Source organism: Nocardiopsis exhalans, assembly GCF_024134545.1.
In the GTDB taxonomy this organism is placed as follows: domain Bacteria; phylum Actinomycetota; class Actinomycetes; order Streptosporangiales; family Streptosporangiaceae; genus Nocardiopsis; species Nocardiopsis exhalans.
The window spans coordinates 5368088-5384246 of sequence record NZ_CP099837.1; the positions used below are offsets into that span (position 1 = coordinate 5368088).

Sequence of the window (16159 nt, forward strand, 5' to 3'; positions counted from 1 at the left end):
ACGACGGTCTCCCGGCCGGTGCCGGCCTCCGGGTTGACCTCAACCTCACTTGACGTTCTACCGTGGACACACCCCCGCGGAACCCATGTCCCGGACAGCCCCAGACGAGGAACCACATGCAGCAGGAGAACCTTCGGATCACGGTCGTCCTGGGCGGCAACCTCAACGGCCGCACCGGGCCTGTGGTCTCCAACTGGTTCCTCGACCGGGCCGCCTCCCGCGAGGGCGTGACCCTCGACGTCCTGGACGTGGCCGGGCTCGACCTGGGTGATGGCCACGGCACGTCCTCGGACTCGTTCCCCTCGCGCATCGCCGCCGCGGACGGGTTCGTGGTGGTGACCCCGGAGTACAACCACGGCTATCCCGGACCGCTCAAGAGCGCCATCGACGCCGCGCGCAAGGAGTGGTTCGCCAAACCGGTCGCGTTCGTCTCCTACGGCGGTATGTCCGGCGGCCTGCGCGCCGTGGAGCAGCTGCGCTCGGTCTTCGCCGAGCTGCACGTGACGTCGGTGCGCACCTCGGTGAGCCTGCACAACGCGCAGCGGATGTTCGGCCCCGAGGGAGCGCCCGTGGCGGAGCTGCGGGGCGCGGAGGACGCGGTCGAGGAGATGCTCGACCAACTGGTCTGGTGGGCCCTGTCCCTGCGCGAGGCCCGCGCCCGCCGTCCGTTCCCGGGCTAGGGCGAAAAGGTGGACGGGGCGGCGCCTGAACGGCACCGCCCCGTCTTTCTACCCCACCAATCACCATCCCCTGATGATCCCCATCATCAAAGGTCTGCGGGTAAGCGAGCCCCAGCCAGCCCGACAGGGCGTCGCCCACGGTAGCTCCGCGCTGACGCGGAGTTCCATGTCCCACACTCAACCTAGAAGACCCGCCCCCTCCGCGCAGGGCTTTCGCCGAAAAAGCCGAGAAAACTTCCGGGCCTGTTCCAGGACCGCGCAGGAGCAGGCAGTTCACCGGTGCTGAAAGTACGGCTGGAGGGGTAGACACCTCCTTATGAGAGTGGCGATCACGGGTGCGACCGGGTTGATCGGCGAGGCGTTGACGGACTCCCTGCTCGAGGACGGGCACACGGTGGTGCGGTTGGTGCGCCGACTGCCCCGGGACACCCGGGTTCCCCGGTTGGAGGAGGCCGAGTGGCGGGCCGAGCAGGGGCGTGTGGACACCGTCGCCCTCCAGGACGCCGACGCCGTGGTCCACCTGGCGGGCGAACCGATCGGCCCCACCCTGTGGACCCGGCAGCGCAAGACCGCCATTCGCCGTAGCAGGGTCCGCGGCACCCAGACCCTCTCCCAGGCCCTGGCCAGGATGTCCACGCCCCCTCCGCGCCTTCTCAGCGCCTCGGGGATGCATTTCTACGGGGACACGGGCGGAGGTGTGGCCACCGAGGAGAGTCCGCCCGGCACGGGGTTCCTGGCCGGGGTGTGCCGGGACTGGGAGGCGGCCACCGCCCCCGCCGAGGAGGCGGGGCTGTCCGTGGCGCACCTGCGCACGGCCGTGGTGCTGGCCCGTTCCGGCGGGCTGCTCCGGCATCTGCTGCCGCTGTGGCGGCTCGGGCTGGGCGGGCGGCTGGGCTCGGGGGCGCAGTACATGACCTGGATCGCGCTGGCCGACCAGATCGGCGCGATCCGGTTCCTGCTGGAGCGGCCCGAGATCACCGGTCCGGTGAACATGTGCGCGCCCGAACCGGTCACCAACGCCGCCTTCACCGAGGCGCTCGGTCGGGCCCTGGGACGTCCGACCATCCTTCCGGTTCCGGCGACGGCGATGCGCGCGGCGCTGGGGGACTTCGCGGAGGAGACCGCCCTGATCGACCTCAGGGCGCGGCCGAAACGCCTGGAGGAGTCGGGGTATTCCTTCCTCCTGCCCACCGTCGACAGTGCGCTTTCCGACATCCTGCCCAGACCCGCCCCTCCCGCCGGGAGGTAGGTTGGTGGTGTGAGTGATCTCGTTTACGCATGGCTGGGCGACACTCCCGTCCCGTACCACCAGGGCTGGGATCTCCAGAAACGGCTCCACCAGAGCCGCGTCGCCGATGAGGTGCCCGATACGGTCCTCTTCCTGGAGCACGAACCCGTCTACACGGCGGGCAAGCGCACAGGGAGGTGGGATCGTCCCATCACCGATCCCGGTGCTCCCGTCGTGGACATCGACCGGGGCGGCAAGATCACCTGGCACGGTCCCGGCCAGCTCACGGTGTACCCCATCGTCAAGCTGTCGGACCCGATCGACGTGATCGCCTACGTGCGCATGCTCGAGGAGGCGATCATCCGCACGCTCGCCGACTACGGCCTCACCGGCCGCCGGGTCGAGGGCCGCACCGGGGTCTGGCTGGACGCCGATCCCGAGCGCGGACTGACCGAGCGCAAGATCGCCGCGATCGGCTGCCGCATCGCCCGTGGGGTCGGTATGCACGGCCTGGCGTTGAACTGCGACAATGACATGTCGTGGTTCGACCGGATCGTCCCCTGCGGGATCTCCGACGCGGGGGTCACCTCGCTCACCAACGAACTGGGGCGCGCCGTCACCGTCGCCGACGCACGGCCGCGCCTCGAACGGCACCTGGCCGACGTCCTGGGCGCGGCGGAGTACAGCCACACCGACGGCAGCGGAATGCTTTCCGATGCCACCGCGCTGGGATGACAGACCACACCATGAGCCAGTCCCCATCGGGACGTGCTGCCCCCACAAGGGGCGCGAGGGTCCCCGTCAAGGGGTACAGAAGGGAACGGGTTCGCGTTGACCATCGCTCCTGAGGGCCGCAAGCTGCTTCGCGTGGAGGCGCGCAACAGCGAGACCCCCATCGAGAGAAAGCCGCCGTGGATCAAGATCAAGGCGCACATGGGGCCGGAGTACACCGAGCTCCAGTCCCTGGTCAAGGGCGAGGGCCTGCACACCGTGTGCCAGGAGGCGGGCTGCCCCAACATCTACGAGTGCTGGGAGGACCGCGAGGCCACCTTCCTCATCGGCGGTGACCAGTGCACGCGGCGCTGCGACTTCTGCCAGATCGCCACGGGCAAGCCGAGCCCTCTGGACAGGTTGGAGCCGACCAAGGTCGCCACCTCCGTCCAGAAGATGGAGCTGCGCTACGCCACCGTCACCGGCGTGGCCCGCGACGACCTCGAGGACGGCGGTGCCTGGCTCTACGCCGAGACGGTCCGCAAGATCCACGAGCTCAACCCCGGTGGCGGCGTCGAGCTGCTCATCCCGGACTTCAACGCCGACCCCGACCAGCTGGCCGAGGTCTTCGGTTCGCGTCCGGAGGTCCTGGCGCACAACGTGGAGACCGTGCCGCGGATCTTCAAGCGCATCCGCCCGGGCTTCCGCTACGAGCGCTCCCTCAAGGTCATCACCATGGCCCGCGAGGCCGGTCTGGTCACCAAGTCGAACCTGATCCTGGGCATGGGCGAGACCCGCGAGGAGGTCAGCGAGGCCATGCGCGACCTGCACGAGGCCGGCTGCGACCTGCTGACCATCACCCAGTACCTGCGCCCCTCCAAGCTGCACCACCCGATCGACCGCTGGGTGAAGCCACAGGAGTTCGTGGAACTGGGCAAGGAGGCCGAGGACATCGGCTTCGCCGGGGTCATGTCCGGCCCGCTCGTGCGCTCGTCCTACCGCGCCGGGACCCTGTACAAGCAGGCCCGCGAGAAGCGGGACGCCGAGGCAGCACAGGCCACAAGCAACGCATAACGGCCGATTGACCCGAGTCGTGACCAACCTGGAACGGTGGCCCCCGGGCCACCGTTCCGCATCTCGGGGTCCGGACGCATATCCTGGTGTTTCCATGGCGCCGGGCATGCCCAGCTCGCGGCGCCGGAAGGCGCCGCACCGTAGGTCGACCGCGAAGAGGAGGCAAGGCAGCACAGGGATCTCCTTCCCCGCCGATCCGTTCGGTGTGCGCTGCCTGAAAGCACGATGGCGAAGAAGTCCGACAACACGACCGCCGGTAAGGGTGGCGAGAAGCAGCCGGGCCGGTTGAAGCAGATCGGCATGGTCGCCAAGGTCGTGCACAAGCAGAGCCCGCGTACGATCCCGATCGCGGTCAGCGTCGCGATCCTGATCTTCGCCGTCTTCATCGGTATCGGTATCTGGACCGGTTCCTGGATCATCTGGCCGCTGACCGGTCTGCCGATCGCGTTCCTGGTCGGTTTCATCATGTTCACCCGCGCCGCCCAACGCGTGCAGTACAAGATGCTGGACGGGCGCCTGGGCGCCGGTATGGCGATCCTGGAGAACATGCGCGGCAACTGGGTGGTCGAGCCGGGCGTGGCCGCCAACAAGCAGATGGACGTCGTCCACCGCGTGGTGGGCCGTCCCGGTGTGGTCCTGGTCGGCGAGGGCGACCCCGGTCGCCTCAAGGGCCTGATCGCCGGGGAGAAGAAGCGCGTCGCCCGCGTCGCCCACGACACCCCCATCTACGACTTCAAGGTCGGCAACGGCGAGGGCCAGGTGCCGGTGTCCAAGCTCCAGCGCACGCTGGTCAAGCTGCCCCGCAACCTGGACAAGTCCGGCACCGCCGAGCTGAACTACCGGCTCAAGGCGCTGCCCGCCGCGATGCAGATGCCCAAGGGCCCCATGCCCAAGGGAGCCAAGCTGCCCAAGGGCATGCGCGGTAACAAAGCCGGAGGCTGAGCCTCCACGCCTCCCGGCGGACCCGACGGGGCCGGCACACCTGGGTTGTTCCAGGGAGTGCCGGCCCCGTTCTCGTGTGTGGAGTCCGGTTGTGCGGCCCTCCCGGAGACCCCGTTCAGTCCCTCTCGTGGCTGATGAGGTCTCCCGGCTGACACTCCAGCACTCGGCAGAGCGCGGCCAGCGTGGAGAAGCGGATCGCCTTGGCACGGTCGTTCTTGAGCACGGACAGGTTGACGACGCTGACTCCCACCCGCTCCGCGAGTTCGGTGAGCGTCATGCCCCGCTCGGCCAGGAGCTTGTCCAGGTGGATCCGGATTCCGGCAGCCTCCTCCGGCGGCATCAGACCAGCCCTTCGACGTCTTCGCGCATCCTGGCGCCGCGCCGGAAGACCTCGGCGAGGGAGGCCAGGAGCAGCCCCACCAGGACCCCGGCCACCGGGCCCGAACCCATCCCCAGGTCGAAGGCGAGCAGCGCCACCTCGTCGAACGGGACCCGGTCTGCCCACAGGGCGGTGTTGGCGATGGACTCCACCATGGGCAGCAACAGGGAGCCGAAGAGGACCGCGAAGGCCACGGCGTAGACACGGCGCACGTTGGCGGGCACGAAAGGATCCCCGGTGCCGAGGCTCTGGAGCACCCGCAGCACCAGGTAGACCACGAACAGCCCGAGGGTCTGCTGCGCGAGCGCGGGGAGCGCCAGCAGAAGGCGTTCGAGGGTGTCGGGGTTCTCGAACACGAGCACCAGCGTGTCAGTACCGCGCACGCTGACGTCCTCGCTCAGGAGCGTCAGGTCGGGCACCGCCCGGGCGACCTCGGACGTGTGGTGGACGGTGATCTGGTTCATCCATTCCATGGCCCCGACCGATATCACAGGTAGGATCCATAGGACGGTGGCCCCGAAGGACAGAGTCAACAGGAGCAACACCAGGAACAGAGTGCCCTGGAGGAGCAGCGAATCCGCTCGAGTCCAGCGGATCCGGGGGCGGCGTGGAGACGGCATGCCCACCTCTATCTTATCGATTATCGATATTAACGATAAACGATAAGACGTGCGCATGGCAAGGGGGCGGTGACCCGGTCGGGTCACCGCCCCCTGAAGAAGCGTCACACGGGCGCCAGCGGACTCAGGAGCAGCTGACCGTGTCCTCGTCGGCCGAGGTGGACTCGAGGTCGTCCAGCGCGTTGCCACCGCCACCTTCGCCCTCGTCCTCGCCCTCGCTTCCGGTGGTGGCCATGCCGCCCCAGTCGGCCCCGCCCATGACCAGTTCCAGCTCCTCGCCCAGCGAGGGCTCCTCGACCACCTCGGCGACCGCCAGGGCATCGGCCAGGACCTCCGCGTGCTCGACCCGGTCGGGGCCGTGGTAAACGGTGGTCGTGTCGGGTGCGCCCGGTTCGGGGTTGGTGGCCTCGGTCACGACGAAGCCCTCCGCCGTCAGCAACTGCTCGATCTCGCTACCCAGTCCGTCGATGCCGGTGTTGTTGAGCACCCGCAGGGACACGTCGGAGGGCTCGACGCCGCCCCCGGACTCCTCCTCGTCCGTCCCCCCGTCGTCCCCCTCGGTCAGCTCGCCGGCGGCCACCGCCGAGAACAGCGCCTGCGCCGGGGCTTCGTCCAGCATCACCTTGTTGGTGTTGGCGGGATACTCCATGACCGGGGCGGTGACCATGTTCATCCGGCCCAGGTCCACCTCGCGCATGGCGATGGCCAGTTCGGTCATCTTGTCCACGGTGAAGCCGCTGTCGGTCGTGAGGCTGTCGGTGATCGAGTCCAGGAAGCCGTAGAGACTGCTGGGGCTGGACAGGACCTCGCCTTCGGTGACCTCGCGCAGGATGGCACCGATCATGCGCTGCTGGTTCTCGATCCGGCCCAGGTCGCTCCTGGACTCCGTGCTGTCCCGAGAGCGCGCCAGGCCCAGGGCCTGCTCGCCGTTGAGCTCCTGCAGCCCGGCATCCAGCTTCAGGTGCGCCTTGGGGTCGTCGATCGGCTCGGGGATGCACATCTCGATGTTCCCGACAGCGTCGACGATGTTCTCGAACCCGGCGAAGTCCACCATGACCATGTGGTCCAGGTGGATGCCGGTGATCGTCTCCACGGTGTTGCCCTGGCAGTCCATCCCCCCGTAGACCATGGCGTGGTTGACCTGGTCGACGCCGCCGTTCCAACCGCTGCCCTCCTCGCCGCCCTCGCACGGCGGGATCTCGACCATCGTGTCGCGCGGCAGGTTGACCATGGTCACCCCGCCCTGGTCGACGTCGATGCTGACGACCACCAGGACGTCGGGGCGGATGCCGTTGAGCTCGTTGTAGCTGGCGTCGTCCCCCGCGCGCTCGTCGGTGCCCAGGAGCAGGATGTTGTGCAGTCCGTCCACCTGGGCTGGCCGGTCACCCCAGCCGTCGGGGTCGACGTCGGCCGTGGCGATACCGAAGACGTCCTGGTAGACGGTGTAGCCGGCCAGGCTCCCGGCGATGACCACACCGGTCATCGCGCACGCCGCCCACTTGCCAAGGCTCATCTTGGCGGCGGCCGTAGACACGTTTCTTGGGGCCAAGAGGGCACCTGCGATCCGATCTGGGACATGAGAGGAGAGTTGCCGTCCGGTGAGGGGCGCCGCGGCGGGAGGGAACCGTGCGACTACCCGGACGTAACCCACCGGATGGTACCGGACCGGTCTCGGTGCGTCAGATCACGGTCACCGGTTCGGGGTGGGCGATCGCCCACCCCGAACCGACGAACAACTCACGCGGGAATTCGGCGGCCGCGCGTGATCACCACTGGTGGTGAACAATTCCCCCACGGGAAACCGAGGAGTTCCGGCAGAAATTCACGGAAAACACCTACGGAGACGGAGACGGAAATGCGCTACCGGCACGTCATGCGTTTCCCGCGACCACGACCGAAGCCGTCTCCGGGGTCTGGTGCCCTCACGCCCCGGTGAGTTCCACGGCCCGTTCCAGAACCGCCCCCATCTCCTCCGACCGTTCCTGGAGGACCGTCTGGTTCGCGGCGATGTCACGCTCCTGGATCTCCGAGAGCACGTCCAGGTAGGTCTGGGTCAGCTCCGACTCCTCCCGGCACTCCACGTTGCGTACCGCGGCCTCGGTGTCGTCGGAGTCCACCCGGGTGTCCTTGCCCGAGCCCACGGTGCCCGGCTCCTCACCGGGGTAACCGGAGTCGGCCATGCACTCGCGCCAGGCGGCCTCGGCGTCCAGGACCCGCTGATCCGAGGAGGCCTCCCCCTGGGACTCGTTGGAGATCCGGACGGCCACCGGGCTCTGCCCCATCGGCGTGGGAACCTCTCCCGCCTGGGCCTGCTCGACCCCGATGATCCGCACGCCCTCGTCGATCTCACCCTCGGCCCACCCCGTACAGCCCCACTCCGGCACGGGGTCGCCCGATGGGGTCACCGCATCCTCCGGGAACCCCTGCAAGGCGGCCACCGCGGCGTCGTAGGCCTCCCCCTCGTGGTCGATGCGCGGGTCACGGAACTCGCCTTCGACTCCCTCCTCGCTCTGGGCCAGCAGCTCCTCCGAGTGCGAGAAACCGTTCTCGGCGGCGTACTCGGCATCCACGTGCCAGCGTCCCAGGTAGTTGTTCTGGGGGCCGAAGGCCGCGATCGAAACCGGGTCGACTTCCTGCGGCTCGCCCCGGGTGAAGGAGAAGCCGAGGTCACGCATGCACTCCTCAACGAGGATCTCGTGGGCGTTAAGGATCGTGGTCTCCTCCACCGCCGTGAACATGTAGGCGTGGATCGGCAGTGCGAAGAGCTCGTCCATCTCCTCGTCCGCCCCCGGGACCGGGTCCTGCGCGTCCTCACGCGGTTCGGCTTCGAGCCTGATGTCCTCCGAGCCGGCACAGCCGACGGCCACGAGTCCGACGCACAGGGCGGTGGCGACAGCAGTCAGAGGCACACGCAGCCGAGTGGAGTTGGGGGGTTGTTCCTGAACATAGTGCCCTTTCCGGGGCTGGGGTGGGAGTGGAGAACCATGGACGAACACAGGGCGTTGAACCATGACGAACGCGAAGCACGGGCCGGTTCGGTGGTGGCCGCGAGCCAGGCCGGGCAGGTACCGGCCAGCAGCCCCGCACCGGAGCCGACGGGTGGCGCCGCGGCGACCGTGACGGGGCCAGCCAAGGCCCCGCCCCGGGGTAGTCCTCCGCATGGGGTTCTCCGCTGGGGAAGGGGATTCCCCAGAAAGATAACAGGGCGTTGTTCGGGAAAGACCATCCGCACGGAGGAACGACAAACCGCCTCTTCGGGAGTCCTGGGCGACGGACGGAAAAGAAAACCGGCGGGCCCTCGAAGGACCCGCCGGAATGCGCGGCTGAATACGCTGGAAAATAATGCCCTAGCAGGCACTTTCCTTCTTTTCGGCGGTCTTGCCGCCGAGGTCGTCGGTAATGGACAGCTCCCCCTCTGAGGAGGACGAGGAGCCGGTGTCGAAGCCGTTCCAGTCGGACCCGGCGACCAGTTCGAGGGTCTGCTCCAGGCCCTCGACCTCCTCGGTCTGGGCGTTGCTCAGCTCACCGGCGAGCAGTTCGGCCGCGGCCGCGTCGCCCGGACCGTGGTAGACGGTGGTGAACTCGGGCGCGCGCAGCTCCGGGTTGCCGGTGCCGGTGACCACGTAGCCGTCGTCGACCAGGACCGCCTGGATCTCCAGGGCCAGGCCCTCGATCCCGGTGTTGTTGACGATCTCCACCGAGATGTCGCCGGGTGACGGTGCGCCGTCGTCGGCCTTCTCCTGGTCCTCGTCGTCTCCGCCGGACAGGTCCACGCCGTTGTTGATCGCCTCGAACAGCGCGGGGGCCGCGTCGCTCATGATGATGCGGTTCTTGTCCGCGGGATGCTCCCCGTTGGGCACGGTGACGAACTGGACCCGGTCCAGGTCGACCTCGCGCATGGAGATGGCGATGTCGGCCATGGTGTCGACGGTGAGGTCGTCGTCGGTGGTGATGGAGTCGGTGACCGCGCCGAGGAAGTTGGTGATGGTGATGGGGCTGGTCATCACGTCGCTGCTGAGCACCTCGCGCAGCATGGCGCCCATGAACTCCTGCTGGCGGTCGATCCGGGACAGGTCGCTGCCGTCACCCTGGGCGTAGCGCGAGCGCACGAACCCCAGCGAGTCCTCGCCGTCCAGGGTCTGCAACCCGGCGTCCAGCTTCAGGTGCGCCTTGACGTCGTCGATCGGCTCGGGGATGCACATCTCCACCCCGCCGATGGCGTCCACCATGTCCTTGAACCCGCCGAAGTCCATCATCACGAAGTGGTCCAGGTGTACCCCGGTGACCTGCTCGACGACCTTCCACTGGCAGCCCACCCCGCCGAAGTTCATCGCGGAGTTGATCATGCCCTCGTGCGGGGACATGCCCTCGTAGCCCTCCACCGCCTCGCAGTCGGGCAGGTCGACCATCAGGTCGCGGGGCAGGTTCACCAGCGTGGCCGCGCCGCTGTCCACGTTGATGCTCGCGATGAGCATCGTGTCGGGCCGCTCACCCTCGGCGTCGCCGTAGTCGGCGTTCTCCCCCGAGCGCACGTCCGAACCGATGATCAGCAGGTTCATCACCCCCTCCACGCTCGTGGGGCGGTCCCACTCGTCAGTGTCCACCTGGGCGGTCGTGATGTTACCGATCAAGCCCTGGTACCAGCCGTAACCGCCCAGACTGGCGACGATGGCCAGGGCCGTCGCCACACAGGCGATCCACTGTCCGGCGGACAGCCGGGCGGCGCTCAGGGCGCCTGAGGTGTGGGGGGCGGAGCGTCTTCCAGCCATGCGAACCTTCGAGGGTGCGGTGAGACCTGAGGGGGCGGGGTCAGGGCAGCCAGGGCGTGTCCCAGGCGCGGATTCCGCCCGAAGGCGGGGAAACATGAAAGGACACGGCCCGAGGTCGCGGGGCCCCTGCGAAAATACCGTGAACGGATGCTAACAGCAGCTCGGAAAGGGTGCGCACGGCTCGAAACCCCGCGGGAACGGGCTTCGGTACCACTGGTGAGCGGTCAGTAGCGGGTCGCGATCGTCCCCGCGGCGCGGTCGTGCAGACCACGGGTGTCACGGTCGTAGACCACGGCTGGGATCACCAGGCACAACAGCAGGGTGCGCACGGCCATCGACGCGAACCAGGGCCAGCCGCGCTCTCCGGTCGCCGTGATACCGACGCCGACGATCCGCCGCCCGATCGTTGTACCGAACAGGGTCAGCAGGACGATGTTCATCGCCGCGAACACCACCAGGGTGGACAGGGTGGTGAAGTTGGTGAGCGCCAGGGCCTCGGGCTCACCGCCGGCGGCCGCGGCCGCCGCGACCTCCTGCCCGATCAGGCCGAGGTTGATCGCGCCCCACACCAGCATCGCGGAGATGCCCCAGTCCAGGGCGAGCCCGACCAGGCGGCGCACCACTCCGGGCACCGAACCGGTGCCCTCCTCGGGCAGGCCGAGCCGGTTGCCCCGGTAACGGAAGTCGTCTTCAGGAGGCGCGGGGGGACCGCTCCGGCTCTTGTCACTCATGGTTTTCACGTTATCCGCCGCTCAGCGCACCCTGCGCGCGGGCCCGCGCGAGCACTGTGACACGACAGGGAGACGACCATGGCCCCCGTCACACCGAGGGGGTCGATGCGCCCTGATTTCGCCATGAAACAGGCGGAATCACCGGGTCAACCGCCTTGGTCTGCGAAAACGGACAGCTCCGTAACATGCAGGAAACAATCGAGACACCGCGTGGAAATCACGCGCTCCTAGCTTCGATAAAGAAGCCGGGAGACGGCGCGTTGGTCCGACATGTCCGCGACGAAGCGGACCACGGACCCGTCGTCTCAGCCACCTGCACGGAGGTTCCGTTTTGTTCAGCAGCGTCGACGAGGTACTCGCCTACATCCGAGACGAGGACGTCAAGTTCCTCGACGTCCGGTTCACGGACCTGTTCGGAGGCGTGAACCACGTCACCCTCCCGATCCAGAACGTGGACGAGTCCACCTTCACCGACGGCCAGATGTTCGACGGCTCCTCGATCCGCGGCTTCCAGGCCATCCACGAGTCCGACATGCTGCTGCTCCCCGACCTGAGCACCGGCGTCCTCGACCCGTTCCGCAAGCACAAGACGCTGAACATGACGTTCTTCGTCCACGACCCGCTCACGCTGGAGTCGTACAGCCGCGACCCGCGTAACGTCGCCCGCAAGGCCGAGGCCTACCTCAAGGGTTCGGGCGTCGCGGACACCGCGTTCTTCGGCCCCGAGGCCGAGTTCTACATCTTCGACGACGTCAAGTTCGAGACGCGTGCGAACACCGGCTACTACGAGATCGACTCCATCGAGGGCGCCTGGAACACCGGCTCCGCGATCGAGGGCGGCAACCGCGGCTACCGTCCGCGCTTCAAGGGCGGCTACTTCCCCGTCGAGCCGGTCGACCACTACAGCGACCTGCGCTCCGACATGGTGCAGACCCTGATCGAGTCCGGCATCGAGGTGGAGCTGCAGCACCACGAGGTCGGCACCGCGGGCCAGGCCGAGATCGGCATCAAGTTCGGCACGCTGCTCCAGCAGGCCGACAAGGTCCAGCTGTACAAGTACATCGTCAAGAACGTCGCCAACGAGGCGGGCAAGACCGCCACGTTCATGCCCAAGCCGCTCTTCGGCGACAACGGCTCCGGCATGCACTGCCACCAGAGCCTGTGGAAGGACGGCGAGCCGCTGTTCTTCGACGAGTCCGGCTACGGCCAGCTCTCGGACACGGCCCGCTACTACATCGGTGGTCTGCTCAAGCACGCCTCGGCGCTGCTGGCCTTCACCAACCCGACGGTGAACTCCTTCCACCGCCTGGTGCCGGGCTACGAGGCCCCGATCAACCTGGTCTACAGCCAGCGGAACCGTTCGGCCTGCATCCGCCTGCCGCTCACCGGTTCCAACCCCAAGGCCAAGCGCATCGAGTTCCGCGTGCCGGACCCGTCGGCCAACCCGTACCTGGCCTTCTCCGCCATGCTGATGGCGGGCCTTGACGGCATCAAGAACAAGATCGAGCCGCCGGAGCCGGTCGACAAGGACCTCTACGAGCTGCCCCCGGCCGAGGCCGCGGCCATCGAGACGGTCCCCGCGTCCCTGGACGAGGCCCTGCTGGCCCTGGAGGCCGACCACGAGTTCCTGCTCGAGGGCGGTGTCTTCACCAAGGACCTGATCGAGACCTACATCGACTTCAAGCGCACCGAGGAGATCGACTCCCTGCGCCTGCGCCCGCACCCGCGCGAGTTCGAGCTCTACTACGACATCTAAGCAGCACCCCTCGGGGCCGGTATCCGCACTGGATACCGGCCCCGAGTCGGTTCCGGGGCCGGTCAGCGGTGTGGTCGAGGTGTGGTCACGGCGCGGTCGGCACCCGGTGGCCCGCCGTGCGGCCGCGATGCCGGACGTACGGCTACCGTTGACGCGTGGCAAGGGACGGAAACACCAACATGACAGCAGGCGCGCTCGCCCGGCGCGGTTTCAGCGACAGCACCCGGGCCCTGCGGCTGGTGGCGGAGGCCGGGCTGGACGCCCGGGCCGACACCGACGTGATCGGCTCCCTCGCGGCGGCAGCCGACCCCGACCAGGCCCTGCTGGGTCTGCTCCGGCTGCTGGAGGCTTCGCCCGAACCCGACGAAGTGCTGGTGGCACTACGGGAGGACGCGGACCTGCGGACCCGGCTGTGCCGGATCCTGGGGGCCAGCACGGCCCTGACCGACCACCTGGTGCGGCACCCCGGTGACTGGCGCGAGCTACGCGGGGCCGACGCCTCGCGCACCCCCGACCCCGAGGAGCTGCGCCGGGGGCTGATGCACACCGTGGGCGCACACCCCGACGAGGCCGCACCCGTCGCCGACCTCTCCCTGGGGTTGGGCTCCGAGGAGGCCCCCTCGGCCGTGCTGCGCCACACGCTGCGGGTGGCCTACCGGCGCCGGGTCCTGCGGTTGGCCGGGCGGGACCTGACCGGGGTGAACACCGTCGACGAGGTCGCCGCGGAGCTGGCCGACCTGGCCGCCTCCACCCTGGACGCGGCGCTGGCGGTGGCGCGCGCCGAGGCCCCCGAGGACGCGGCGCTGTGCCGGCTGAGCGTCATCGGCATGGGCAAGTGCGGCGGCCGGGAGCTGAACTACGTCAGCGACGTGGACGTGGTGTTCGTGGCCGAGCCCGCCCTGGGCGAGGACGGCCTCCCCCTGGACGAGCAGGAGGCTCAGCGCGCGGCCACCAAGCTGGCCACCGCGATGATGCGCATCCTCTCGGAGACCGACGCCGAGGGCACCCTGTGGGAGGTGGACCCGGCGCTGCGCCCCGAGGGCAAGAACGGCCCGCTGGTGCGGCCGCTGGCCGGACACCTGGCCTACTACGACCGCTGGGCCAAGACCTGGGAGTTCCAGGCGCTGCTCAAGGCCCGGCACATCGCCGGAGACGTGGCGCTGGGCCGGGAGTACACCGAGGCGATCGCACCGCTGGTGTGGGAGGCCTCCGGGCGCAAGGACTTCGTGGAGGACGTGCAGGCGATGCGCCGCCGGGTGGTGGCGCACATCCCCGCCGGCGAGGCCGAACGCGAACTCAAGCTGGGCCCGGGCGGCCTGCGCGACATCGAGTTCTCCGTGCAGCTGCTCCAGCTGGTGCACGGGCGCTCCGACGACCGGCTGCGGTCCGGCAACACCCTCCAGGCACTGGCCGTGCTGTCGGAGTACGGCTACGTGGGACGTAAGGACGCGGCCGGGCTGGCCGACGCCTACCGGTTCCTGCGCCGGGTGGAACACCTGTTGCAGCTGGAGCGGTTGCGCCGCACCCACCTGCTGCCCGACCCCAAGACCCCGGACGGCCCCGCGCAGCTGCGCCAGCTGGGCCGGGCGCTGGGTTTGACCGCCGATCCGGTGCGCGAGCTGACCGAGGCCCGCAAACGGGTGTCGGCGGAGGTGCGCCGCCTGCACGAGAAGCTCTTCTACCGTCCGCTGCTGAACGCGGTGGCCAAGCTCCCCGAGGACGAGATCCGTCTCTCCCCCAGCCAGGCGGTCGAGCGGCTGAGCGCCCTGGGATTCGTGGATCCGCGCGGGGCACTGCGCCACCTGGAGTCACTGACGTCGGGGCTGTCCCGGCGGGCGGCCATCCAGCGCACGCTGCTGCCGGTGATGCTGGGCTGGTTCGCCGACTCCCCCGACCCGGACGCCGGACTGCTCGGGTTCCGTCAGGTCAGCGACTCCCTGGGCACCACACCCTGGTACCTGCGACTGCTGCGCGACGACGTGCGGGTGGCCGAGCGGATGGCGTGGCTGCTGGGCACCAGCCGCTACGTGACCGAACTGCTGCTGCGGGCGCCCGAGGCGGTCGCGATGCTGGCCGACGACGCCGATCTCAAGCGCCGGGAGACCACGTCGCTGATGGCCGAGGCGGACGCCGCCCTGCGCCGCTACGACACCCCGGAGGAGGCGGTGTCGGCGGTGCGCGCCCTGCGCCGCCGTGAGCTGCTGCGCACGGCCGCCGCCGACCTGCTGGGGGTGTCCTCGGTGGAGGAGGTCGGCCGGGCCCTGACCGGCATCGCCGCGGTGACCATCGACGCCGCCCTGCGCGCCGCCTACACCAAGGTGGTGGCCGAGGCGGGCGGCGAGGAGCTCACCCGGGTGTGCGTGGTGGCCATGGGCCGGTTCGGCGGCGGTGAGCTCACCTACGCCAGCGACGCGGACGTCATGTACGTGCACGACCCGATGCCGGGCGTGGACACGGGCGCGGCGACCAAGCAGGCCATGGCGATCGTGCGGGAACTGGCCCGGCTGCTGGAGATGCCGCAGGCCGAGCCGCCGCTGAAGGTGGACACGGACCTGCGGCCGGAGGGCAAGAGCGGGCCGGTGGTGCGCACCCTGGACTCCTACGCCGCCTACTACGGCCGCTGGTCCCAGGTGTGGGAGAGCCAGGCCCTGCTACGGGCCCGGCCGATCGCCGGTGACGAAGGGCTGAGGTCGGCGTTCATCGCGCTGATCGACCCCGTCCGCTACCCGGACGGGGGCATCGAACCCGCCTCCGTACTGGAGATCCGCAAGCTCAAGGCGCGGATGGAGGCCGAGCGGCTGCCGCGCGGCGCCGATCCCACCCTGCACACGAAACTGGGCCGGGGCGGGCTGTCGGACGTGGAGTGGGTGGCGCAGCTGGTGCAGTTGCGCCACGCCCACGAGTACCCGGACCTGCGCACCCCGCAGACACTGTCCGCGCTGTCGGTGGCGGTGGCCCACGGGCTGCTGGCCGCCGACGACGGTGTGGTGCTGGAGGAGGCCTGGCGACTGGCGTCGCGGGTGCGCGGGATGGTCATGCTGGTGCGCGGCCGGGGCGGTGACTCGCTCCCGCACGACCTTCGGGTGCGCGCGGCGCTCGCCCAGGCCATGGGCTTCGGCGACGACAGCGGTGACGGGGAGGCCGAGGAGGAGGGCCCGAACCAGGAAGGTCCGGAGCCGGAGGGCCCCGCGGAGCAGCTGACCGAGGCCTACCTGCGAACCACCCGGCGGGCGCGGGCGGTCATGGAGCGGGTCTTCTACGACGACTGA

General features: G+C 69.3%; 13 protein-coding genes. 7 read left to right on the forward strand and 6 right to left on the reverse strand.

Annotated features, from left to right (window positions below; translation table 11 throughout):
* The first annotated feature begins 116 nt into the window (after nt 1–116).
* From NE857_RS23730 to NE857_RS23750, 5 genes are all read left to right on the forward strand, one after another.
* Entirely contained in the window at nt 117–680 is a 564-nt protein-coding gene (locus NE857_RS23730) for an NADPH-dependent FMN reductase (RefSeq protein ID WP_254417711.1), read from the forward strand.
* A 316-nt stretch (nt 681–996) separates the two neighbouring features.
* Nucleotides 997–1929, forward strand: coding sequence for a TIGR01777 family oxidoreductase (locus NE857_RS23735; RefSeq protein WP_254417712.1), 933 nt, complete (start codon nt 997–999; stop codon nt 1927–1929).
* A gap of 9 nt (nt 1930–1938) precedes the next feature.
* Nucleotides 1939–2643, forward strand: coding sequence for a lipoyl(octanoyl) transferase LipB (gene lipB, locus NE857_RS23740; protein ID WP_017581662.1), 705 nt, complete (start codon nt 1939–1941; stop codon nt 2641–2643).
* A 96-nt stretch (nt 2644–2739) separates the two neighbouring features.
* Nucleotides 2740–3693 (forward strand): lipoyl synthase, encoded by a 954-nt coding sequence (lipA, locus tag NE857_RS23745; protein ID WP_254417713.1) that lies wholly within the window; start codon nt 2740–2742, stop codon nt 3691–3693.
* 225 nt (nt 3694–3918) lie between these two features.
* On the forward strand, nt 3919–4635 hold the full coding sequence (locus tag NE857_RS23750; protein WP_254417714.1) for a DUF4191 domain-containing protein: 717 nt from the start codon (nt 3919–3921) through the stop codon (nt 4633–4635).
* A 115-nt stretch (nt 4636–4750) separates the two neighbouring features.
* Here NE857_RS23750 and NE857_RS23755 read toward each other — a convergent pair whose 3' ends face one another.
* The 6 genes from NE857_RS23755 to NE857_RS23780 all read right to left on the reverse strand — a co-directional run bounded on the left by NE857_RS23755 (nt 4751) and on the right by NE857_RS23780 (nt 11134).
* The gene (locus NE857_RS23755) at nt 4751–4975 is read right to left on the reverse strand and encodes a helix-turn-helix domain-containing protein (RefSeq protein WP_254417715.1); all 225 of its coding nucleotides are present in this window, start codon (nt 4973–4975) and stop codon (nt 4751–4753) included.
* Nucleotides 4975–5478 carry a DUF2975 domain-containing protein gene (locus NE857_RS23760; protein ID WP_254417716.1) on the reverse strand — a complete coding sequence of 168 codons (504 nt, stop codon included), beginning with the start codon at nt 5476–5478 and terminating at the stop codon, nt 4975–4977. The genes NE857_RS23755 and NE857_RS23760 overlap by 1 nt, the downstream gene beginning before the upstream one ends.
* Before the next feature lie 280 nt (nt 5479–5758).
* Nucleotides 5759–7147 carry an LCP family protein gene (locus NE857_RS23765; protein WP_254417717.1) on the reverse strand — a complete coding sequence of 463 codons (1389 nt, stop codon included), beginning with the start codon at nt 7145–7147 and terminating at the stop codon, nt 5759–5761.
* Nucleotides 7148–7556: 409 nt separating this feature from the next.
* Nucleotides 7557–8543, reverse strand: a complete 987-nt coding sequence (locus NE857_RS23770) for a hypothetical protein (RefSeq protein ID WP_254417718.1) — start codon at nt 8541–8543, stop codon at nt 7557–7559.
* A gap of 438 nt (nt 8544–8981) precedes the next feature.
* A complete protein-coding gene (locus NE857_RS23775) occupies nt 8982–10403 on the reverse strand; it encodes an LCP family protein (RefSeq protein WP_254417719.1) in 1422 nt (473 codons plus the stop codon).
* Between the two features lie 224 nt (nt 10404–10627).
* Nucleotides 10628–11134 (reverse strand): RDD family protein, encoded by a 507-nt coding sequence (locus NE857_RS23780; RefSeq protein WP_254417720.1) that lies wholly within the window; start codon nt 11132–11134, stop codon nt 10628–10630.
* Between the two features lie 331 nt (nt 11135–11465).
* Here NE857_RS23780 and glnA point away from each other — a divergent pair, with 331 nt between their 5' ends.
* Nucleotides 11466–12890 carry a type I glutamate--ammonia ligase gene (glnA, locus tag NE857_RS23785; RefSeq protein ID WP_017581653.1) on the forward strand — a complete coding sequence of 475 codons (1425 nt, stop codon included), beginning with the start codon at nt 11466–11468 and terminating at the stop codon, nt 12888–12890.
* A gap of 179 nt (nt 12891–13069) precedes the next feature.
* On the forward strand, nt 13070–16159 hold the full coding sequence (locus tag NE857_RS23790) for a bifunctional [glutamine synthetase] adenylyltransferase/[glutamine synthetase]-adenylyl-L-tyrosine phosphorylase (protein ID WP_254422076.1): 3090 nt from the start codon (nt 13070–13072) through the stop codon (nt 16157–16159).

What these genes read in the sequence shown, in the direction of transcription:
- NE857_RS23730 (WP_254417711.1), top strand. Translation starts at nt 117, where the DNA reads ATGCAGCAGGAGAACCTTCGGATCACGGTCGTCCTGGGCGGCAACCTC.
- NE857_RS23735 (WP_254417712.1), top strand. Translation starts at nt 997, where the DNA reads ATGAGAGTGGCGATCACGGGTGCGACCGGGTTGATCGGCGAGGCGTTG.
- NE857_RS23750 (WP_254417714.1), top strand. Translation starts at nt 3,919, where the DNA reads ATGGCGAAGAAGTCCGACAACACGACCGCCGGTAAGGGTGGCGAGAAG.
- NE857_RS23755 (WP_254417715.1), bottom strand. Translation starts at nt 4,975, where the DNA reads ATGCCGCCGGAGGAGGCTGCCGGAATCCGGATCCACCTGGACAAGCTC.
- NE857_RS23760 (WP_254417716.1), bottom strand. Translation starts at nt 5,478, where the DNA reads ATGAACCAGATCACCGTCCACCACACGTCCGAGGTCGCCCGGGCGGTG.
- NE857_RS23765 (WP_254417717.1), bottom strand. Translation starts at nt 7,147, where the DNA reads ATGAGCCTTGGCAAGTGGGCGGCGTGCGCGATGACCGGTGTGGTCATC.
- NE857_RS23775 (WP_254417719.1), bottom strand. Translation starts at nt 10,403, where the DNA reads ATGGCTGGAAGACGCTCCGCCCCCCACACCTCAGGCGCCCTGAGCGCC.
- NE857_RS23780 (WP_254417720.1), bottom strand. Translation starts at nt 11,134, where the DNA reads ATGAGTGACAAGAGCCGGAGCGGTCCCCCCGCGCCTCCTGAAGACGAC.
- NE857_RS23790 (WP_254422076.1), top strand. Translation starts at nt 13,070, where the DNA reads ATGACAGCAGGCGCGCTCGCCCGGCGCGGTTTCAGCGACAGCACCCGG.